The sequence below is a fragment of the Cephaloticoccus primus genome (assembly GCF_001580015.1).
Lineage (GTDB): Bacteria > Verrucomicrobiota > Verrucomicrobiia > Opitutales > Opitutaceae > Cephaloticoccus > Cephaloticoccus primus.
The window spans coordinates 36,835-57,437 of sequence record NZ_LSZQ01000059.1; the positions used below are offsets into that span (position 1 = coordinate 36,835).

The window sequence follows — 20,603 nt, forward strand, 5'->3', positions numbered from 1 at the left end:
GTGCGTGGGGGAAAAAGAGGGACAGCCGGGAGGCAGCGGGAAAACCGAGAGGCGGAAGGACGCGCGGGAAGCAGCCGGTCAGTTCTGCGCGTCGCTCGCGCGCGGCTGCTGCCTGGCAGAGTGGCGTTGGACGATGAGCTCCATCGCGCGCTCGATAGGGAGCTGGACCTGGCCCGCCGACTGGTCGAGCCAGGCGTAGGAATGCGCGGCGGCGGCCTCGTTGGCGCGCAGCTCGGCGAGTTTTTCGAGCCGCTCGGCGGGCGTGCGGATGCCGTCTTCATCGTAAGGGCCGCGCTCTTTGCCCGGCTTCTTGGGCAAGTACGCGAGCGAGACGAGGAGCAGGAACAGCGCGAAGCAGCCGACCACCGCGAGGAGGGTCGCAGACCCTTTTATTGGGCACGGGCTCGTTGGCCCGTGCCGAGCAGTAGCGACATCCGCATGCTCGGTAGCCACAGCAGAACCTGCGTTCGCGGCAGCAGCCGATGCGCTAGAAATCACGTTAGCAGAAGAAGCGTTACTCATGGTGTGTCAGGCACTCGCCGATGCGCGGATCGCGGATCGGGATGAGTTTGGCAGTGGGAAAGCTCTTGAGGTAAGCCCAGGCGCAAACGCCGCCGACGCCGACGACCGCCGTCAGCACCCACAGCAGCGTGAGCGAGAGGAAGGGCTCGGGGTCGCCGTGCGCGTCTTTGAGCGCGGGCAAGACGTTGTAGCACAGGTCAACGAGGATGATCGCGAGGATCCAGCAGGCGATCCGCTTGATGATGTGCGGCGTGACCTTGAAGCGATAGGAAAGCAGCGCGAGGAAAGGCGCGAGGAAGTGGCCGAAGAGCAACAGCATGCCGACCCACTTCCACTGGTTGGGCTGGCCGTCGCTGTTGTTGATCTCGCGCAAGTTGTACCAGAAGGTCTCCTCCGGCACGTTCGCATTCCAGATCAGGAAGTACTGCGAGAAAGTCACGTAGGCCCAGAACACCGTGAAGGCCAGCATGAGCTGCCCGATGCTGTGCAGGTGGTTCTTGTTTAAAATACCCCGGTAATCGCCGCGCGCAGACAGCCAGAGCGTGAGGAGGATGCCAATCGAGAGCGCCCCGCGCGCGCAGTTGGCGAAAAACCACACGCCGTACATCGTCGAAAACCAGTGGTACTCCAGACTCTTCATCCAGTAGATGGCTGCGCCCGTGAGCGAGAGGGCCACCAGCGGAATGCCAAAGGCGGCGGTCGTGCGGTTCATCGTCGTCCACGCCACATCGCCATCGCCGTCCTGGGAAAAGGACGCTTTGCGCAGGCGGGCCGAGAGCCACATCCAGATGAGGAAAAAGCCGGCCGACATCGCCGTGAGCATCGTCGTGTTGAGGAAGCCCGCTTTCTTGATGTAGAGCACGTCCTCGCCCACGGTGCCGTGTCCGCCATGCAGCGGTGAGGCGAGGTTCGTCCAGTCCCAGATAAACCCGGGCTTCAGCCAGGTCACGACGAGCAGCGGCACAAAGAGCAGTGCCAGCCACTTGAAGCTCGCGAGCCCGTGCTCAAACTGGCGGCGCAGCACGACCGACCACGATGCGTCAAAAATGTGGTGGATGAGGACGAGCAGCAGCATCCCGATGGCAATCGCCGTCCAGAACGAGACGCCGATCAGCCAAGCGAGCGCGACCGTTTTGGGCGGCGAAATGAGGAGCCCAAGCGCCGTCGCCGCGATGCCGGCGAGCCCGATTACGAGTGCTTTTGACGCGCCCGCCTGAGTCGAGGAAGTCGCGGGAGTCGCCACGGCGGCAGCGGAAGCCGCAGTCGCAGGTGCGGCAGCCTCGCTGGCGCTCGCGGGCCAGCTCGCAGAGGAAGCAGTGGTGGCGGTGTGGCTACTCATTTGAGACCAAGGGCAGGTTTGTGGGCGGCGGGCACGTCAGCCGGACTTCCGTTGTGGGCGAGCTGCAAGGCGCGCACGTAGGCGATGACCGCCCAGCTCTCTTCAATCGTGAGCTTATCGGCGTAGGAGAGCATGTTGCCCTTGCCGTGGAGGATGGTGTTGAGGATCTCGCCTTCGGCGATCTCGCGCAGTCGCTCGTCGTGATAAGTCGGCGTCGCGCCCATGCCGTAGGATTTGGTGATGCCGTTGCCATCACCGAGGGCGCCGTGGCAAGGCGCGCAGTAGATCGAGTAACGCTCGCGACCGTGCGCGAGGAACTGGTGGTTCACCTCGATCGACTCAGGAAAGCCGCGCGCAAACGAGCCGTCGGCCAGCTTGCCCGTCAGCAAGTGCGAGTCGCTCTGGAGCGGGCGGCCGAGCGGGCCGTAGTTGGCCGCCACGACACCAGCGGGCAGCGGGCGGTCGGCCCGCCCATCGGCGAAGAACTTGCTCTGCGCCTGCGGCTTGTACTTCGACTGGCGCTTCATCCCGGGGAAGGCCCACTCGGGGAATACATCCATCGGCGGAGCCGTAAAGACCGTGCCGCGCAGCCCGAGGATCGAGACGACGAGGACGACGGCGAGCGCAGTGACCAGGTAGACGTTGCGCATAGGGGTTAGGCCTCCAGCTCCTTGATGTCGGTGCCGCCGATGTTTTCGAGCAGCGCGCGGGTGTGGATCGCATCGAAACTCGGGTCGCGCGTTTCGATGACGATGAGGAATTTATCATCCAGCCCGCGCAGGATCACGTCGTCCTTGAGGACGGGGTGGTAGTGGCGCGGCAGGCGATTGAGGACGAACATGCCGATGATCGTCGCAAAGGCGGTGAACAGAATCGTGAGCTCGTAGCTGACCGGAAACGCGAACATCGGGCTGAAAAGTGGCTTGCCGCCGACGATCAGTGGATAGTTCACCGCGCCACTCCAGTAGATGAGTGACATGCCGGTCGTGAAGCCGATGAGGCCACCGCACAGCGAGATGCGCGGCACGCGCGAGCGCCCCAGCCCCATCGCCCCATCTAGCCCGTGCACCGGACAGGGGGTGATGCAGTCCCAGTTTTTGTAACCGGCATCGCGCACCTGCTCCGCCGCGTGGTAGAGCCCCGCTGCGGTGTCAAAGGTCGCTATCAAGCCGTAAGGTTGTTCAGACATGGACGGTTGTTGGAGTGTCGGGAAAAGGAGTTAGTGCCTGGCGTGGGCGGCGAGCGCATGCCCGTGGTCGCCATCGTGGCCCGCGTGCGGGTCGGACTGCGGCATGACGGACTTGATCTCCGCCATCGGCATCACCGGCAGGAAGCGGATGAAGAGCAGGAACAGCACGCCGAACACGCCGAAGGTACCGAAGAAGGTGAAGATCTCGACAATCGACGGGCTGTAGTAGCCCCACGAGGACGGCAGGAAGTCGCGCGCCAGCGAAGTCACGATGATCACGAAACGCTCGAACCACATGCCCACGTTTACGAACAGCGAGAGCACCCAGACCATCGTCGTGTTGTTGCGCACGGCCTTGAACCAGAAGAACTGCGGCGTGATCACGTTGCAGCCGATCATCCACCAGTAGGCCCATGCGTAGTGGCCGAAGGCGCGGTTGATGAAGGCGAAGCCTTCGTTCGGGTTCGCCCCGTACCACGCGATGAAGAACTCCATCCCGTAGGCGTAGCCGACGATCGTCCCCGTCGCCAAAACGATCTTACACATGCAGTCGATGTGGTACTGCGTGATCAGGTCCTGCATCCCGTAAATGGCGCGCAGCGGCAGCATCAGCGTGAGCACCATGCCGAAGCCCGAGAAGATCGCGCCCGCCACGAAGTACGGCGGGAAGATCGTCGTGTGCCAGCCCGGCAGCAGCGACACCGCAAAGTCGAAGGACACGATGGTGTGCACCGAGAGAACCAGCGGCGTGGAGATACCGGCCAGGATCAGGTAGGCCATCTCGTAGTTGCTCCAGTGGCGGTTCGACCCGCGCCAGCCCATCGCGAAAAACCCGTAGAGCCAGGCGCGCAGCTTGTTACCCGCCGCGAGGAAGCGGTCGCGCAAAATCGCGAGATCGGGGATCAGGCCGACATACCAGAACAGCACCGACACCGTGCCGTAGGTCGAGACGGCGAATACGTCCCACTCCAGAGGCGAGCGGTAGTTTTGCCAGATGTCGTTGTAGTTGGGCAGCGGGAACAGGAACCACGCGAACCACACGCGGCCGATGTGAAACACCGGAAAGATCGCCGCGCACACGACCGCGAAAATCGTCATGGCCTCCGCTGCGCGATTGATCGATGTGCGCCACTTCTGCCGCAGCAGGCACAGGATCGCCGAGATCAGCGTGCCCGCGTGGCCGATGCCGATCCAGAACACGAAGTTGACGATGTCCCAGGCCCAGTTGACCGGATTCGCATGGCCCCAGACGCCGACGCCGGTCGCGACCAGATAGGTGATGCCCGCGACCGTAAACGAGGCCACGCAGCAGGAAATCGCGAAGAGCAGCCACCACCAGCGCGGCGTCTTGCCCTCAATGATCCCGCAAATCTTGTCGGTCACCCAGCCCATGCTGCGGTCGCTCTCGACGAGCGTGGCACGCGGCAAGTGCGCGGGCGCGACCTCGTCGAGGATCGGCGCGCGCGGCGCGGCAGCAGTGGCTGCGTGAGCGTGTGAGGCGGCGCTGCTCATCAGGCGGCTCCTCCCGTCTTGAGTGCGGCGTCCGCCATCACCGTGCCGAGTGTCGCGTGCGTGCCGTGCGCGGCATGCTGCGCAGCAGCGTGGGCTGCGTGCGAGTCACTACCGTGCCCATGACCGTGGGCGCCCTCGGGATGCGGCGGGTGGTTCTTCTTTTCGTATTCGGTGCGGCTAAAGGGCATCGCGGCGTAGTCGGGCATCGCGGGATTCGGGTTGCGCAGTTTGCCCAGGTAAGTGGTGCGGGGGCGGATGTTGAGGTAGCCCAGCAGCGCGTAGTCTTGCTCGCGCGCCTTGGCCTTAGAGACCTCGCTGTTCGGGTCCTTGATGTTGCCAAAGGTGACGCCATCGACCGGGCAAACCTCCTGACAGGCGACCTTGATTTCCCCATCGGGGATCTCGACCGCGCCCGAGCCGCCCGCCTTCACCTTCTGGCGGATCTTGGCCTGCTGGATGCGCTGCACGCAGTACGTGCACTTCTCCATCACACCGCGCATGCGCACGCTGACGTCCGGGTTCTTCACCATCTTGACGAGCTCGGGCATGCCGGCTTTGCCGAGCGGCCCGAGGTAGACTTCGTCAGTCGCGCGGTCATTCCAGTCGAAGAAATTGAAGCGGCGCACCTTGTACGGGCAGTTGTTCGCGCAGTAGCGCGTGCCGATGCAGCGGTTGTAGGCCATCGTGTTGAGGCCCTCGTCGTCGTGCACCGTGGCGTTTACCGGACAAACGATTTCGCAGGGAGCCGTCTCGCACTGCATGCAGGAGATCGGCTGGAGCGAGACCTGCGGGTCTTCGGGGATCTCCTTGTTCCCCGGCCCGCCAAAGGCCGCCGCCTCGATGTTGCCGTCGGAGTAATAGCGGTCGAGTCGCACCCAATGCATCTCGCGCCCGCGCAGGACCTGGTCCTTGCCGACGATCGGGATGTTGTTCTCCGCCTGACAGGCGATGATGCAGGCGTTGCAGCCGATGCAGGTGTTCAGGTCAATCGACATGCCCCACTGGTGCGTGCCGGTGAAGTCGGGGTGCTCGTAGAGCGACTGGCCGCGCGGAGTCGTAGCCGCAAAAAGCGCCTGGCGGGCGGCGCGCTCCTCGGCGGGCAGTGCCGCCAGGTCGGCCACCGAGTTGCCCTCGCCGAGGTTGGCGGGCGCGTGCGACTCAATGCCAAACTTGTTAACAAAACCCAGATCGGTCGTGCCGTCTTCCTTGAAATTCTCTTCGCGGACGATCTCGCGGCCCTCCATCGACCAGTGCTCCTGGGTGTTCGCCAGCGCGTAGGTCTCGCCCGTCAGGCGCAGCTTGGCGCCAGTCGCAAAGCCGAGCCCGTCGGTCGTGCGCAGCGGGTAGAAATCGTGCCCGACGCCCTGCCCCACCCGCCCCGAAACGCGGCGGCCATAGCCCAGCGGCAGCACGATGGTGTAGTTGGAAAGCCCGGGCTGGATGTGCAGCGGGCCGCGCACGGTCACGCCATTGAGCGTCACCTCGCCGATGAAGGCCTGCTCCTTGCCTTGCTTGAAGTTGGCGACCTCTTTGCGCGCGACTTGCAGGAGCGAGCCCTGCGGATCGATTTCGAGCAGCTTGCCGAGTCGCGGGCTGACAAGGATCGCGTTGTCCCAGGCGATTTTGGTGATCGGGTCGGGGCACTCCTGTAGCCAGCCGTTGTTGGCGTAGCGGCCGTCCTCGACTTTCGCGTCGAAGGTGAAGCGCACTTCGAGGTTGTTCACCGAGAGCTCCGGCGGTGGCTGCACGAGCGCGAAAAACGGCGCCAGCCCCGCCATATTGAAGCGCACCTTGGCCTTGCGGTAAGCCGAGTCCGCCAGGAGCCCGTCGTGCAGGAATTGCCTGAAAACCTGCTGCGCAGCGGCCTCGTTTTGGGCGCCGGCCAGCGCGGTGATCGTCTTGTAAACGAGCGTATAAGGGTCGCTCTCCGGCTCGCCGAGCACGCGGGCCAGCAGCTCGATCTCGGTCAGCCCGTTAAAGAGCGGCAGGATCATCGGCTGCACGGGCACCACCGTACCGTCGCTCGTGCGCGCGTCGCCCCAGCTCTCCAGGTAGTGCGCGGCGTGGATGTGCGTGCGGGCGAGCTGTGAGGTCTCGTCCACGTAGTAGCCGTAGCGGATGACATTGGGCACGCGGCCCAGCTTTTCGGCAAAGCGCAGGTCGGCGGGCGCGTTGTAGGCAGGGTTGCCGCCGAGCACGAGCAGCGTCTCGACCGAGCCCGCGTCAATCGCCTTGGAAAGCGCGGTGATGCTCGCGGCAGGCTTTTCGGGGACTTCGACGAAATCGACCGTCTTGCCGATGTTGCCGAGCGCGTCGTTGAGCGCGTACGCGATTGCGTGGACGGGCGGCGGCAGGTGCGCACCCGCGACGATGAGGCACTCGCCCTTGTGCGCGAGGAGGTCTGCCGCACAGGCATCAAGCCACGCTTCGCGGTCTTTAAAATCGAGCCCTTGGGCCAGCGGCACAAAGTCGCCCCTGCCCGTGACCTTGCCCGCCAGCGCCGCGGCAAAGGCGAGCATGTGGCTGCTCGCGAGCCGCAGCCGGTGGTCGGCCATCGCGCCGACGAGCGAGAAGGCGCTCTCCACCGAGTACAGCCGGTTCATCGGGTCGTCTTTTTTGACGACTTTGCGGCCTTTCGTGAATTCGCGGATGTAGTAGAGCGAGTGCGCTTCGGCGTGAAAGAAATCCGCGTCGATCGAGAGGATCCGGCGGGCCTTTCCAAATTGGTAAATCGGCTTCACATCGCGGCCAAAGGCGGCGCGCGCCGCGCTGACCGGCACCTCGTCCTGCACGGGCTCGTACTCCGCCCAAATCGCCTTCGGGAATTTCGCGCGGAGTTTTTCGACGAGCGCCGCGCGCGTCGGCGAGCTGGAGTGTCCGGCGAGAATCGCCAGCCCCGCACCGCCGTTTGCCGCCGCATCGACGCCGATTCCGGCCAGCAGGTCGTTAATCGCCGCCTGGGAAACCGCCGTCCCGTCGACCGTCGAGGTCGTGGAGCGATCCGGATCGTAGAGATCGAGGACGGAGGCCTGGACGAAGGCGTTATTGCCCCCTTTGTAAGCAGCGTAGCCCGGGTTGCCCTCAATCTTTGTCGGGCGGCCCTGGTGCGTCTCCGCGAGGATCGGCACAGCGCCCTTGCGCACCGGCATGGCCGAAGCGAAGTACAGCGGCAGCCCGGGGATCACGCCCTCGACCGATTTTCCGAAAGGCAGGATGTGCGCCTCGGGGCGCCGACAACCGGCAGCGAGCCCCACGCCACCGAGCGCAAAGCTGGCCGCCATGATCTTCATGAACTGGCGCCGGTCTACGCCCTCGATGCTGGAGGCACCCTCGGGAAACTCGCGCTCAAGCTGCGCTTTAAACCCAGGTGTGGCGGTGAGCTCGTCGAGGCTCCGCCAGTAACGCGGGCCATTCATGAGCTCCTGCTCGGAGGGGGCGGGATGGTGAAATATGCGCTTCATCGATGGCAGCCAGAGCAGCTTTGCGGGGGCTTGATGTTCCAGTCGTGGACAAACTTGGCACCGTCGCGCAGTTGGCCGGCTGCCCCCTCGGGGTGCTGCCACGCGAGGTCGGTGACCTTGTCCAGCGGGCGCACGGCGGCCTCGGGGTTGCGGTGACAGTCGAGGCAGAAACTCATGCTCAGCGACTTCGCATGCGTGACGGTGTCCATCTCGTCCACGCGGCCGTGGCACTCCACGCAACTGACGCCGCGGTTAATGTGGGCCGAGTGATTAAAGTAAACGTAGTCGGGCACCTGATGCACCTTTACCCAAGGCACAGGCTTGCCCGTCTCGTAGCTCTCGCGCACGACGGCGAGCAGCGGGCTGTCGATTTTGACCTGATTGTGGCAGTTCATGCAGGTCTGCGCGGTGGGAACGGTCGAGGTTGGCCCCTTGTCGACGCCCACGTGGCAGTAGCGGCAATCGATGCCGAGCTGGCCGGCGTGGATCGCGTGGCTAAACGGCACGGGCTGCACGGGCGCGTAGCCGACGCGCGTGTAGCTCGGCGTCATGTAATAGCTCACCCCAGCCGTCGCGATCCCGCCGAGGACGAACAGATAGACGATAATCTGTAGCGGGAGCTTGTTGGCCGATTCAGGAAACAGTTTGGACATGGCGGTGTGGTGGGCGCGGCACTCGTGTTTCCCTCGCTCAAACGCGTGCAGCCGCCTGACGGCCGGACTGCGCGTGGGGCGGGAGGGGCGCGTGAGGCGCGTGGGCGGGCGCTACGGCTGATGCGTGAGACTCCGTGCGGGCGACCGCACGCGACTCGGGGCGCAGCGAAATCGGGGCTTGGGGAGCACCAGCAGCACGCGCAGTCGACGCCAATCCTCGGCCCGCCGCAGCAGCCTGCCGCGGGGCCGAATCGCGTGAGTCAGAGATCAGGCCAGCAAGGGCCGTAAGCCCCAGGCACTTGGCCAAAAAGTGTTTTCGCGATAGGTCGTGGCTCACAGTTCGTGCGGTTCAAACAAAACGAGTTGCGGAAGCAACCCAGCCCAAAATCCAAAGTAAAACAAAATTTCCGTTACCAATATCAATCCCCCCCAATCATTAGCTCTAGCTAATACTGCGCAGCAGTTTTCTTATCGCTGCCCACGCCCCGCATACGCCCCCTTTCACCACCGCGCGTGGGGGCAGGGGGCGTTAACCGGCTCGTTGGCCGGCCGTGTGTCAGAAGCCGAGGGCCTGGACCGAAAAGTTGAAGCCGAAGTCGCTTTCGCGGCGGCGGCCGTCGTAGATCGAGACCGTGTATTGCAGGCTCCAGATGTTACCGAGGTTTTGGCGCAGGCCGTAGGCCTGTTCGTTAAAGCGGCTGCGCCGCGCGTCGTAGTGGAGCCGTGTCAGCACGGTCAGTGCCTCGTTTAGCGCGAGCTCGTAGCCGAGCACGTATTCGTTGAGCTCGCCGCGCAGGAAGTGGCTTTGCAGGCGCAGTGCCCAGGCTTCGCCGTCGCGCAGGGTGAGCCCCACGTTGAGCTCGCGCAGCGAGAGGTCCTCGACCTGCGTGCGTTGATACACGTCGAACTGCACCCAGGGCGCCGGCGTAAACACGAGCAGCCCGTGCAGGTCGGAGCCGCGCCGCTGGCCCGCCGCGCGGTCGAAGCGCAGGTCTTGGGCGAGGTTGAGCACGAGCAGGTCGCGCGAGCCGTAGTCGGCGGCGCGCGTCTGCCACGTGTTGTTCAGCCCGAGGCGCAGCAGGTGGTGCGGCTCCAGCACATCGACACTCCGCGCGTCGCCGAGGCCGAGGACGGGCAGGTAGCTGCTAAACGGCAGCGTATCGACCGGCGGGATCCATGCGCGGCCCTTCTGGGCCTGCGGCACGTAGCGGTAGCCGAGCGTGGGGCTGAGCAAGTGGCGGATCCCGTCGATCTGCCAAACGGCGTTTTTGTAATCCCAGGTCCTGGACGCGCGCAGCGCGGCATCGAAGCCGAACTCGCCGAGCAGCCGCGTATAGCGGCGCTTGCCGCCGGTCGCCTTGGCGTAGTGTGTCGCGCGGGCGCCCACTATCGGCGAAAAGCTGAACCAGTCCCCGCGCGCCCACGGTCGCGAGATCGCCACATAGGTATCCAGCCGGTCACTGCGCGTGGCGATGCCACCCGTGCCCGGCGGGCGCTCGCGCAGCGCCGCTGCGCTCGCATTGAAGCGCCCATAGAGCCCGCCGAGCCCGAGCGGCGTTGCCGGCAAATCGAAGCGCAGCTCGGGCAGCCGCTCCTGCACGCTCTGAAAATCGTTTGGGCGGGCGCGGGCCAGTCCACTCACGAAAAACCGGTCCGCTGCGTAGACCAGTTGCACGTAATTATCGGGCTGCTGGTTGCGGTAAAAATAGCTCGGGCGAAAGTCGCGCAGCACCTCCGAGTCCTCCCAGTAGTTGAGCTGGGCGCTGAGTTGCAGCCGCTCGCTCAAGTCCTGCGCATGCCACCACTGCACGTAGCCGCGATCCTCCGGCACGGCGCGGCCAAGCCTGTCCGTCAGTCGCGCCCCGTGGTCGCGGATGAAGCCCGTCTGCAAATCGCCCGCCGTGATGAGGCCGCCCTCGCGCTCCGACTCGTAGTGCGCCCCGGGCCCGAGCATCACCCCGCGCTTCGTGTAGCCGCTGACCACAGCGCCGACCCGCGTGTCGGGCCCGAGCGGCAGGAAAAGCCCCAGCTCGGTAAACGCGCCCAGCGAGGAGCGGTAGCCCGCATCGAAGGAGAGGCTGGAGGCGAGCGGCAGGCTTAGCTTGTAGGTAAATTTCGGCAGGACGATCGGCGTAAACTCCCCCACGCCGAAGCGGGCGCGCCGGGCCACTATCTCGCTCGCGCGCGAGTAGTGCAGCGAGCGCGCTTCGATTTTCGGCTGAAACGGCCCGGGCTCGCGCGCACTGAGCCGCGCCTCATTTACCTGTACCTCATCGAGCGTGCCCTCCGCGCTCGCTCCCTCGATGTAGTAGGGCGCACGCCCGAGGCGGATATTCTCTGCCGCGAAACTCTTGTCGCTACGCCAGTAGCGCAGCGAGTCCGCCAGCAGCCGCTCGCTCCCGCGCGTGAGTGCCACATGGCCGGAAGCCAGCGCCTGCCCCGTGCTGTGCGAGTAGCGAATCTCGTCGGCCTCCAACAGCGCAGCCCCATCCGAAAAACGCGCGCCGCCACTAAAGACGACCTCGCCTGCCACCTGGTCAAACGTCGTGCGCTCGGCGCTCAAGCTCGCCTCACCGGCAGCAGGCGGCACTTCGGCGCGCGCCGCGCTCGGTGCAGGTGCCGGCTCCGTGCGCGGCGGCTCGGGCTCCTGCTGCCCAAGAGCCAGCAGCGGCACCAGGCCGAGCAACAGGCAGCAAGGCAGGCCCCGCCTAGGGGCCGAACAACGATCGGGGCGCGGGAAACGATTGGAGCAAGGCAGCACGCGAAAAATCACAAGGCCGCCGAGCCTCCGACTCCCCAACCCATTGTCGAGCGGACAACGCACCCCGCCTCCGCGAACCCGCCCGCCCCGAAATCAAATTGTACGAGAAGCCCGCACGCGCGACCCAGCCCCCCCCCACGCCTATTTTCCGCCCTCCCTCTGGGAATGGTGCCTCCGGCGGGAATCGAACCCACATCACCGGCTTCGGAGACCGATGCACTATCCATTGTGCTACAGAGGCAATCGTAGCTCGCACGACGCGAGGCCAAGAGCAGTAAGTCGTGCACTCCGCCGCATCAAGCCGTTTCCCCAAAACCATTTCTCCGTCGCTCCGCACCCGCCAGCAAAACCGCGCATGCCCCAGTTTTTCGCGCTGCAATTCGCCGCCCCCTCCCCGCACACTCGCCCTACTGTGCGGCGGTGCTCGCCGCAGGTTTTATTGATCAAGCGCCCAAGCCAGTAGCAGGCGCATACCGCGGTGTGCCCTCCTGCACTCGGTGCAGGCCATTTTGCCAAGGTTAACAAAAATAGCCGCCATCCATAAGGCCTGACTCGGGCCCAAGACGCTGGGGCGATGTGGGGTTGGTGCTTGACTGGTGCTGGCGCGCGCCGCTCGGTACAGAGCCCTACCCCCGCCTTTTTTACCCTTCATGAGTGAGCAGGAATAATCGTTTCAAAACGGAGTATAAATAATGCGATACATTTTGATTTTCATCGGAGCTGCGGTTCTTGCGTGGTTATTGATGCTGGGGATTCGAGCTTTCATGTCGGAGCGGCCCCACTCAAAACAGCCTCCCGAAAATACTGACGAATAATGCAGCAGGGAGCGTGCCTCCCTCTCCCGATTTCCCACGCCTGCTTTTTTCTCCGACTGCCATTCCCAAAGAAGCCCCCTTTATGAGCCAGAAGCCCTCCATCCCCTCTCCTGCTTACATCACCGTGGCCGCCGTCATCTTTTTGGTGATTATCATCTGCGCCTTTGGATCGTTCTATCAAGTCGATCAGGGAGAGCGCGGTGTCGTGCTGCGCAATGGCAAGCTCTCCAGCGTGGCTGAGCCGGGGCTTGGCTTTAAGGTGCCAGCGATTGAGTCTGTGCGCCGTATTTCTGTGCGCGATCAGGCCTTAACCATGAAGCTTGAGGCGTACTCCTTTGACCAGCAGCCCGCCCAGATGCTTGTGTCTGTGACCTACCGCGTGCCGGTAGATCGCGTGGCCAACCTGTATAGTGAATATGGCACGCTGAATAACCTGCAATCGCGCGTGATTGAGCGGCGCACGCCAGACGCAGTTAAAAATGTGTTCGGGCGCTTTACGGCAGTCAGGGCAATTCAGGAACGTGAGAATCTGGGCATCGAGACGACCCGCGCCGTCAACGCCGTGATGCGCGATGCCCCCATTCAGATCGTGGGTGTGCAGATTGAGGAAGTCAGTTTTTCCCAAGCGTACGAGCAGTCGATCGAACAGCGCATGTTGGCGCAGGTGCAGATCGAGACCACGCGGCAACAAAAAGAAACGGCCAGCATCAACGCGGAGATTCAGGTGGTAAAAGCGAAGGCGGCGGCAGATGCCCTGCGCGAACAGTTTCAGGCCGAGGCAGATGGTATCCGGCTGCGTGGTGAGGCGGAGGCCGCCGCGATTCAGGCCCGGGCCGAGGCACTGGCTGCCAACACGAACTTGGTCGATCTGATCGCCGTAGAAAAATGGAACGGCGCATTACCCACCACCCAAGTACCGGGCTCGGCACTCCCGTTTATCGGCGTAAAGTAGACTGGACAAAGCACCCGAAAAACAAAGGCCGGAGTTTTTCATGGGGAGCCATGAGGTCCTCCCCACCGGCCGATGCTTGAGGGGAGGCCCCGCCATCGCGGTACTGGAGCTTCCCGCCGCGGCCTGAGGGCGTTTTCCGCAGCGGGCTTTCCTCCGCTTCTTCGCACTCTTCGCTTTCGTAGATTCACAGAGAGCCTGGACGCTTGCGAATCGCGGGTAAACGCGGGGCGGCGGCGGTCAGGCGGGGGCGGCGATAGTGGCGAAGCAGTCACGGGCGAGGGTTTCGCCGATGCCGTCCTGGGTGATCGCTTCGCCGAGGGCGCGCAGCACGACGAAGCGAGGCAGGCCGGCGCGCACTTTTTTATCGCGCTGCATGGCGCTGATGAGCGCCTCAATCGGCAGCGGCGCACGCAGGCGCAGGGGCAGGTCGTGCGCGCGCAGCACGCGGGCGACCCGCTCGCAGGCCGCCGTATCGATGTGGCCCAGCCGCCGCGAGAGCTCGGCCGCCGCCACGAGCCCGAGCGAGACGGCCTCGCCGTGCAGGTACTCGCCGTAGCCCGCGACTTGCTCGACCGCGTGGCCAAAGGTGTGCCCGAGGTTGAGCAGGGCGCGGCCTCCTTCCAGGGCCGTCTCGCGTTCGTCGGCGCGCACGATCTGCGCTTTGATTTCACAGCAGCGCCGGATCACTTGCGCGAGCTCGGGGCTCGTCACGCGCAGCGGCTGTGCCTCCAGTTGCGCGAAGAGCTGCGCATCGGCGAGGAGGCCGTACTTGATGACCTCGGCCATGCCTGCGGCAAATTCGCGCGCGGGCAGCGTGCGCAGGAGCGCGGTCGAGACGAACACCGCGCGCGGTTGGTGAAAGGCGCCTACGAGGTTTTTGCCCGCAGGGATATTGATGCCGGTCTTCCCGCCGACCGAGCTATCGACCATCGCCAGCAGGGTGGTCGGCACCTGGTAAAACGAAATCCCGCGCTGCCAGGACGCGGCGGCAAAGCCCGCGAGGTCGCCCACCACGCCGCCGCCCACCGCAAAGATCACGCCGCCGCGATCCACTCGCTGCGCCGCCAGGAAATCCCACACACGCGCGAGCTCAGCGACCGACTTGGTGCCCTCCCCGGCGGCGAAAACCAGTCGCGGGGTCTCGGTTTCTGTCCCGAAGTTTTTGAGAAACGCGGGCTGTGCCGCGGCGAGATTGGCATCGGTCAGCAGGACGGCGCGGCGGCCCTCGGCGCGCAGCGCGGCCAGCGTCTGGCGCAGCGGCGCACTCAAGTCCTCCCCCAGCAAAATCGGGTAGTTACGCGACGGATCATCAAAGCTTAGCTCCAGAGTTTCGACCATATGGGCGACAGTGCGCGGGGCCGCCTCGCGACGGAAGCGTGTTTTTTGCGGGAAGCCATTTTATGAGATAAAGTCTCAGTATCATATTGACGCGGCGCAGCAGCTCTCCTTTTTCCCGACCTGCTCTTTCCCAAACTGCCGCTCGCAGCGCACTTCGCACAGTGCCCCGCAAATCGAGCGCACGCTCCTCGCTTTCTCATCCGTCGCCATCGGTTCCCTGGGGCGGCGTCCCCGCTTTCTTTCGCGAAAGCCACCGTTCAAACAAAATCAACGTTTCGCCCCAGGCTGGCGGCGGATGAGCACAACACAGCGAGGAGCACGGAGCCTACGCCAGTTTCCCCTCCTTCACTCACTCTTTTTAAATGCCCACTTCCGACTTCGCCCGGCCTGAAAGCTTGTCCCCCGACGAGGCCCCCCAAGCCGAAGCTAAAACCCCTTCCGAAATACTGAAGCCCGACGCCCCTCCCGCCACGCCCGCGCCTCCCCGCCACGCCCGCGCAACCGCAACGAGAGTCGCCGCCACAGGAGCAACGCCTGCGCAGCCCGCAAGGCCAGCGGGGAGCGCCGCCAGCGCGGCGCCAAGACCCGCTGCGGGAGCGCCGACTCCGGCAGCGAGATCCGCTCCGGCCAGCGTGGCGGCGACAGCCGCAGCCCGCCCCTCCCGCCTCGCGGGCACTCCCCCCCCGCCACGCAAACCGCTGCCTCCGCGCAAACAGCCCGCCAAGGCCTGGTGGTCGAAGCAGTTCTACCTCTGGCACTGGGTCAGCGGGGCGATCTCCCTGGCGGCGATGATCCTGTTTGCCTTCACCGGCATAACCCTCAACCACGCCGACGAAATCCCCGCCACGCCGCAAGTCACCGAGCGCACGGCCACGCTCCCCGCCGAGCTCCTCGCCACAATCGCCCCCGGCGACGACGAGGCCGACTCGGTCAAGCAACCGCTCCCCGCCGCGCTGCGCCACTGGCTCGATACCGAGCTCGGCGTCTACGTCGGCGGGCGCTCCTTTGAGTGGTCGCCCGAAGACATCTACATCGACCTGCCGCGGCCCGGCGGCGACGGCTGGATGACCATCGACCGCGAGTCCGGCGACATCGTCCACGAAGTCACCCTGCGCGGCTGGATCTCCTACCTCAACGACCTGCACAAAGGCCGCAACACGGGCACCGAGTGGGCCTGGTTCATGGACGTCTTCTCGGTGGCCTGCGTCATCTTTTCGCTGACCGGACTGGCGCTGCTCTTCGTCCACGCGAGGCGCCGCCCCAGCACCTGGCCTATCGTTATCGGCGGCATCGTCCTGCCTGTGCTGATCCTGCTGATCTTCGTGCACTCCTAGCCAGCCCCGCCCACGCCACGCGACCGCGCGCGGCCCTGCGCCACACTCACACACCCGCAGCCGCCGCTGCAACCGCCGCAGCCCCCCTCCTGCCTCCCTCTTTCCCGATAAAAATCCACAACGCCTAAAAAAACATGTCCTCCCGAATCCGCCATAGCCTCCTGCGCCTCGCCCCCGGGCTCGCCGTCGCCAGTGCCGCCTCTGCCAGCGAGCTCACTGCCACGATCGAGCTGCCCCGGCTCGACGTCGCCGAATACCACCGCCCCTACGTGGCCGTCTGGCTCGAAGGCCCCGACAAGGCGCACCACGACGTCAACGTGTGGTACGCGCTGCGCGGCCGCGGCGAGACCTGGCTGAAAGACATCCGCCAGTGGTGGCGCAAATCGGGCCGCACGCTGGAGCTTCCGATTGACGGGCTCAGCGGCCCCACGCGCCCCGTGGGCACGCACGAAGTCAAAGTACCGCTCGCCCTCAGCAACAGCCTGACCGAGGGCGCGGAGTACGCGCTCGTCGTCGAGGCGGTGCGCGAAGTCGGCGGCCGCGAAGTCGTGCGCGTGCCCTTCACCTGGTCGAGCTCGCAAGCGCTCAACGCCAGTGCCAAAGGCGAGCGCGAGCTCGGCGCCGTGACCCTGCGCAAGACCGACTGACGCAGCGCCCACGCGCTGCACCGCCGCCCTGCCAGCCCGCAGTGCCAGCCGCGCGCGGTGCGCCACACGCACACACACACTGGCGGGGCGCCCGCGCCCCCCCGCCATCCCCCCCACTCACGCTCACACTTCACCACATCACTACTCCGCCTCCCTCCTGCTCTTCCTTCCTCTTACTCGCCATGACTCTTCGCAAAAATCGCCCCTCCCGCCCCGCCCTCTCCTCCCGCCACACGCGCCCCTCCCGCCGCCGCCAGCTCGGCCTCGCACTCGCCGCCGCGCTGCTCCTGCCCCTCGGGCTCGCGCAGAGCGCCCAAGCCGCCCGCCCCTGGATCTTGCCCAGCCAGACCGTCCTCGGGCCCGCCAGCCCCTGGGTCAGCTTTGAGGCCGCCTCCTCGAACAACCTCTTCAACCCCAACGGCCGCTCGATCCCCGTTGAAAACATCGCCGTGACCGGCCCCGACGGCCAGCCGCGCGAGCTCGCCAATCCCTTTAACGGACGGCTGCGCAGCGGCTTCGAGCTGGAGCTCAAGGAGCACGGCACCTACCGCATCGAGCAAGTCCCCGCAGCACCTGCACCTGCGGCGGCCACGGCGGGCGGCACCGGCAGCGCCGCTCCGCGTCCTCCGGCGCAGCCCACCTTCTTCGGCAGCTACCGCGGCGAAAACGGCCAGATGACCCGCTGGCGCGGCACCGCCGAGGAGCTCAAGGCCATCGCCGACAAGCCCGAGCTCACGCTGCGCGAGTTTGGCCGCCGCCGCCTCGTGACCTTTGTCACGCTCGGCCAGCCCAGCGATACCGTCCTCGCGCCCGAGGGCACCGCGCTGGAGCTCGGATTCGAGCGCACACACCCCAACGACCTCTACGCCGACGAGCCCGCCACCTTCCGCGTGCTGCTCGATGGCAAGCCCTTGCCCGAGGCAAAGGTCACCGTCGTGCGCGAGGGCGACCGCTACCGCGACGAAGAGGGCGCCATCGAGCTCCAGTCCGACGCGCAGGGCTGGGTCACGATCGAGTGGCCCGGCACGGGCCGCTACCTCGTGCAAGCCGCCGCCAGCCAGAAAGGCAGCCTCCACGGCGTCCCCTCGACCAAGAGCTTCAGCTACATCGCCATCCTCGAAGTCCTGTGACCTTCGACCTCTCCGGCGCCCCCGCAGCCCTCGATGAGACGCGGCGCGTGCTCTTGCCGCCCGAGCTGCCCGCCGAGCTGGACCTCGGGGGCGGCTTTTCTGCGAGACCGGTTCACACGCTCGCCGGTGCCACGATGGGCACCTACTGGCGGGCGCGGCTCGTCGAGCGTCCGGACGCGCGCGGGGACGACGCCGAGCAAGCCAACGCGATCCTCGCAGCGGCCTTTGCCGAAGTCGTCGCGCTCATGAGCCCCTGGGAGCCGGCATCCGATCTCGCGCGCTTCGCCCGCGCCGCAGCGGGCGAGTGGGTCGCGCTCGCGCCCGCGACCGCCCGCGTCCTCGGGCGCGCGCTCGAAATCGCCGCGCTGACCGGCGGCGCCTACAGCCCCGCACTGGGCGAGGTCACGCAGCTCCTCGGCTTCGGCCCGGGCGATCCCGCCGCGCGTCGCGCGGTCGATTCGCCCGAAGTGCGCGCCGCCCGGGCACGCGCCGATTTTCGCCATATCGAGCTCGATGCCGCCCGCCCCTCCCGCCCCGCCGCCCGCCAAAGGCACACCGGCAGCGGGAGCAGCCACCGCTGCGGCAACCTGCACCTCGATCTCTGCTCAATCGCCAAAGGCTACGCCATCGACCTGGCCAGCGAGCGGCTCCACGCCGCAGGCTGGCACCACCATTTTATCGAGATCGGCGGCGAGGCCATCGGCCGCGGCTGCAAGCCCAACGGGCATCCGTGGTGGTGTTATCTGGAGACGCCCCCCAGCTCGAAAGCCGCCGCAGCGCAGCCAGCCCCCCGGGCCCCAGCCGGAGCAGAAGCGCCCCCGGGCACCACAGTCGCCGGCCTCTGCGAACTCGCCGTCGCCACTTCGGGCAACGCCTACCACCACTTCAACGACGAGCGCGGCAGGAGCATCGGGCACATCCTGCGCCCCGAAGACTTCGGAGAACCCCCGCCCGCTTCCGACGCCGAAGCACGCACCGCCCCAGCCCGGGAGCTTGGCGCAGCGCACGCCGCACACGCCCCGCGCCGCACAGCCAACGACGCCCTGCAAAGCGTGACCGTCTTTGCCGCCACCTGCATGGAGGCCGACGCATGGGCCACCGCCCTTTACGCACTCGGCCCCGAGCGCGGCCCCCCACTCGCCGAAGCCCAGCGTCTCGCCGCACGCTGGCTTTGCCACCGCCCCCAGCCAAACGACAACGGCCCCCAAACCGGGCTGCACGAAATCATCACCCCCGAATTCCAACGACTGCTCGATTAACCCGAGCACAAAATAAACCGGTCAAAGACGAGCCGCCAAAGAGAAGAGTCGAAGACTCCGCTACGCGCAGGGCGGTGGCGGGGCGGCAGGCCTGACGGGGGCAACGCGGGCTTGCCTCGCGGGCGCGGGCGGCTATCGCGGGAAACGCTGCGCGCGGGCACTTTTTGCGAGCTCGCGCGCGGTTACCCCATCCCCCCCCAACCCCGACCCCGTTCAAACAATGAATCTGATTATCCGGCTGAAGCTGTCGTTCATGATGTTCCTCGAATTTTTTATTTGGGGAAGCTGGTTTGTCACCCTGGGCACCTTTCTCGGGCGCACCCTGAAGGCGGGCGGTCTCGATATCGCCAATGTATTCTCCACCCAATCGTGGGGGGCCATCATCGCGCCCTTCATTGTGGGGATAATCGCCGACCGCTATTTCAATGCGGAGCGCATATTCGGCGGGCTCCATCTGGTCGGCGCCTTCCTGATGTTTCAGATGTACCGGAGCGAGTCGATCCTCTCGTTTTTCCCCTACGTCCTCGCGTACATGATCCTGTTTATGCCGACGCTCGCCTTGGCGAATTCGATCTCCTTTCGCCAAATGAATAATCCCGAAAAGGAGTTTTCCCTCATCCGGCTTTGGGGGACCATCGGGTGGATCGTCGCGGGGCTCTCGATCAGCTACCTGTTCAAGTGGGACTCCGATCAGGCAATCAGCGACGGCCTGCTGCGAAACACCTTTTTGCTCGCGGGCGGCGGCTCGGTGCTCCTCGGCCTGTTCAGCTTTACGCTGCCCAAGACGCCTCCGCAAAAGACCGCCGAAAAGGGCGAGGTCTCCATCGCCAAACTCCTTGGGCTCGATGCGGTCAGGCTGCTGCGAGACCGCAACTTCCTCGTGTTCTTTACCTGCTCCATCCTGATCTGCATCCCGCTCGCCTTTTACTATCAGTACGCGAACCCATTTTTGACAGATACGGGGCTCGAAAATGCGACCGGCAAAATGAGTTTCGGGCAAATGTCGGAAGCACTCTGCCTCTTGCTGCTCCCGGTATTTTTCACGCGCTTCGGGTTTAAAAATACGATCCTCATCGGGATGCTTTCCTGGGCGCTGCGCTATGTATTGTTCGCCTACGGAAATGCGGGCGAGCTCACGTTTATGCTCATCCTCGGGATCGCGCTGCATGGGATCTGCTTCGATTTCTTCTTCGTCTCCGGCCAGATCTACACCGACGCCAAAGCAGGCGAGTCCCACAAGAGCGCCGCACAGGGCCTGATCGCCTTTGCGACTTACGGGGTCGGCCAGCTCATCGGATTCTGGGCCGCCGGCTGGATCAGCGACCACTACGAGCCCCTAAAAGCCAGCAGCCTGGCCGAGTTCTGGAAGAGCGTCTGGCTCGTCCCCGCAGGCTTCTCGCTGCTCGTCATGATCCTCTTCGCCCTGCTCTTTAAATCCGAAAAAATCGAAACCCCACCCACCCGAAGCTAAAGCAGTCTCCCCCTACGCGGGCGGCGGTGGCGGGGCGCCACGTGCCATTGAATTTGCGATTTTGCCCGTGCGCTTTGCGCCCGAACAAAATCGCAAATTTAAGGAGCCTCCCCCTGTTGCTTCGCAACAGGCAGTCTTCGACTGTTTTTATTTGCGCGGCCTCGTTGGGCCGCGTCGGAGCGCGATGAAGTAAAAAATTGGGCCAAGCGGGAAACCCATT

General features: G+C 65.3%; 15 protein-coding genes and 1 tRNA gene. 6 read left to right on the forward strand and 10 right to left on the reverse strand.

Features of this window, described 5'->3' with window-relative positions; translation table 11 throughout:
• Window positions 1–78: 78 nt before the first annotated feature.
• The 9 genes from AXK11_RS07985 to AXK11_RS08025 all read right to left on the reverse strand — a co-directional run bounded on the left by AXK11_RS07985 (window position 79) and on the right by AXK11_RS08025 (window position 11,678).
• Window positions 79–522 (reverse strand): hypothetical protein, encoded by a 444-nt coding sequence (locus tag AXK11_RS07985; protein WP_231865809.1) that lies wholly within the window; start codon window positions 520–522, stop codon window positions 79–81.
• A complete protein-coding gene (locus AXK11_RS07990; protein ID WP_068631050.1) occupies window positions 515–1,861 on the reverse strand; it encodes a hypothetical protein in 1,347 nt (448 codons plus the stop codon). The genes AXK11_RS07985 and AXK11_RS07990 overlap by 8 nt, the downstream gene beginning before the upstream one ends.
• Window positions 1,858–2,511 carry a c-type cytochrome gene (locus tag AXK11_RS07995; RefSeq protein WP_068631052.1) on the reverse strand — a complete coding sequence of 218 codons (654 nt, stop codon included), beginning with the start codon at window positions 2,509–2,511 and terminating at the stop codon, window positions 1,858–1,860. The genes AXK11_RS07990 and AXK11_RS07995 overlap by 4 nt, the downstream gene beginning before the upstream one ends.
• 5 nt (window positions 2,512–2,516) lie before the next feature.
• Entirely contained in the window at window positions 2,517–3,050 is a 534-nt protein-coding gene (locus AXK11_RS08000) for a DUF3341 domain-containing protein (protein WP_068631053.1), read from the reverse strand.
• A 30-nt stretch (window positions 3,051–3,080) separates the two neighbouring features.
• On the reverse strand, window positions 3,081–4,562 hold the full coding sequence (gene nrfD / locus AXK11_RS08005) for an NrfD/PsrC family molybdoenzyme membrane anchor subunit (protein ID WP_068631055.1): 1,482 nt from the start codon (window positions 4,560–4,562) through the stop codon (window positions 3,081–3,083).
• On the reverse strand, window positions 4,562–8,023 hold the full coding sequence (locus AXK11_RS08010) for a TAT-variant-translocated molybdopterin oxidoreductase (RefSeq protein ID WP_068631057.1): 3,462 nt from the start codon (window positions 8,021–8,023) through the stop codon (window positions 4,562–4,564). The genes nrfD and AXK11_RS08010 overlap by 1 nt, the downstream gene beginning before the upstream one ends.
• Window positions 8,020–8,676 (reverse strand): cytochrome c3 family protein, encoded by a 657-nt coding sequence (locus AXK11_RS08015; RefSeq protein ID WP_068631059.1) that lies wholly within the window; start codon window positions 8,674–8,676, stop codon window positions 8,020–8,022. Before AXK11_RS08015 ends, AXK11_RS08010 begins: the two co-directional genes overlap by 4 nt.
• 556 nt (window positions 8,677–9,232) lie before the next feature.
• Window positions 9,233–11,362 carry an LPS-assembly protein LptD gene (locus AXK11_RS08020; protein WP_068631061.1) on the reverse strand — a complete coding sequence of 710 codons (2,130 nt, stop codon included), beginning with the start codon at window positions 11,360–11,362 and terminating at the stop codon, window positions 9,233–9,235.
• Between the two features lie 241 nt (window positions 11,363–11,603).
• A tRNA-Arg gene (locus tag AXK11_RS08025) sits at window positions 11,604–11,678 on the reverse strand.
• 656 nt (window positions 11,679–12,334) lie between these two features.
• On the opposite strand from AXK11_RS08025, the gene AXK11_RS08030 reads away from it, so the two are divergent.
• Window positions 12,335–13,204: a prohibitin family protein gene (locus AXK11_RS08030; protein ID WP_068631063.1), complete on the forward strand. Its 870-nt coding sequence runs from the start codon at window positions 12,335–12,337 to the stop codon at window positions 13,202–13,204.
• Between the two features lie 237 nt (window positions 13,205–13,441).
• On the opposite strand, the gene aroB is transcribed toward AXK11_RS08030, so the two are convergent.
• Entirely contained in the window at window positions 13,442–14,542 is a 1,101-nt protein-coding gene (aroB, locus tag AXK11_RS08035) for a 3-dehydroquinate synthase (protein ID WP_068631064.1), read from the reverse strand.
• Between the two features lie 698 nt (window positions 14,543–15,240).
• Here aroB and AXK11_RS08040 point away from each other — a divergent pair.
• The 5 genes from AXK11_RS08040 to AXK11_RS08060 all read left to right on the forward strand — a co-directional run bounded on the left by AXK11_RS08040 (window position 15,241) and on the right by AXK11_RS08060 (window position 20,383).
• Window positions 15,241–15,876: a PepSY-associated TM helix domain-containing protein gene (locus tag AXK11_RS08040; protein ID WP_439328925.1), complete on the forward strand. Its 636-nt coding sequence runs from the start codon at window positions 15,241–15,243 to the stop codon at window positions 15,874–15,876.
• Window positions 15,877–16,010: 134 nt separating this feature from the next.
• A complete protein-coding gene (locus tag AXK11_RS08045; RefSeq protein ID WP_068631068.1) occupies window positions 16,011–16,523 on the forward strand; it encodes a DUF2271 domain-containing protein in 513 nt (170 codons plus the stop codon).
• Window positions 16,524–16,705: 182 nt separating this feature from the next.
• Complete coding sequence (locus AXK11_RS08050; protein ID WP_082781044.1) at window positions 16,706–17,653, forward strand: DUF4198 domain-containing protein; 948 nt, start codon at window positions 16,706–16,708, stop codon at window positions 17,651–17,653.
• Window positions 17,650–18,912, forward strand: a complete 1,263-nt coding sequence (locus AXK11_RS08055; protein ID WP_068631070.1) for an FAD:protein FMN transferase — start codon at window positions 17,650–17,652, stop codon at window positions 18,910–18,912. The genes AXK11_RS08050 and AXK11_RS08055 overlap by 4 nt, the downstream gene beginning before the upstream one ends.
• A gap of 220 nt (window positions 18,913–19,132) precedes the next feature.
• The gene (locus tag AXK11_RS08060) at window positions 19,133–20,383 is read left to right on the forward strand and encodes a nucleoside permease (RefSeq protein ID WP_068631072.1); all 1,251 of its coding nucleotides are present in this window, start codon (window positions 19,133–19,135) and stop codon (window positions 20,381–20,383) included.
• Window positions 20,384–20,603: the final 220 nt, after the last annotated feature.

Bases quoted from the DNA above. Each gene is read 5' to 3' on its own strand.
- AXK11_RS07985 (WP_231865809.1), bottom strand. From the start codon at position 522: ATGAGTAACGCTTCTTCTGCTAACGTGATTTCTAGCGCATCGGCTGCT.
- AXK11_RS07990 (WP_068631050.1), bottom strand. From the start codon at position 1,861: ATGAGTAGCCACACCGCCACCACTGCTTCCTCTGCGAGCTGGCCCGCG.
- AXK11_RS07995 (WP_068631052.1), bottom strand. From the start codon at position 2,511: ATGCGCAACGTCTACCTGGTCACTGCGCTCGCCGTCGTCCTCGTCGTC.
- AXK11_RS08000 (WP_068631053.1), bottom strand. From the start codon at position 3,050: ATGTCTGAACAACCTTACGGCTTGATAGCGACCTTTGACACCGCAGCG.
- nrfD (WP_068631055.1), bottom strand. From the start codon at position 4,562: ATGAGCAGCGCCGCCTCACACGCTCACGCAGCCACTGCTGCCGCGCCG.
- AXK11_RS08010 (WP_068631057.1), bottom strand. From the start codon at position 8,023: ATGAAGCGCATATTTCACCATCCCGCCCCCTCCGAGCAGGAGCTCATG.
- AXK11_RS08015 (WP_068631059.1), bottom strand. From the start codon at position 8,676: ATGTCCAAACTGTTTCCTGAATCGGCCAACAAGCTCCCGCTACAGATT.
- AXK11_RS08030 (WP_068631063.1), top strand. From the start codon at position 12,335: ATGAGCCAGAAGCCCTCCATCCCCTCTCCTGCTTACATCACCGTGGCC.
- aroB (WP_068631064.1), bottom strand. From the start codon at position 14,542: ATGGTCGAAACTCTGGAGCTAAGCTTTGATGATCCGTCGCGTAACTAC.
- AXK11_RS08045 (WP_068631068.1), top strand. From the start codon at position 16,011: ATGTCCTCCCGAATCCGCCATAGCCTCCTGCGCCTCGCCCCCGGGCTC.
- AXK11_RS08050 (WP_082781044.1), top strand. From the start codon at position 16,706: ATGACTCTTCGCAAAAATCGCCCCTCCCGCCCCGCCCTCTCCTCCCGC.
- AXK11_RS08060 (WP_068631072.1), top strand. From the start codon at position 19,133: ATGAATCTGATTATCCGGCTGAAGCTGTCGTTCATGATGTTCCTCGAA.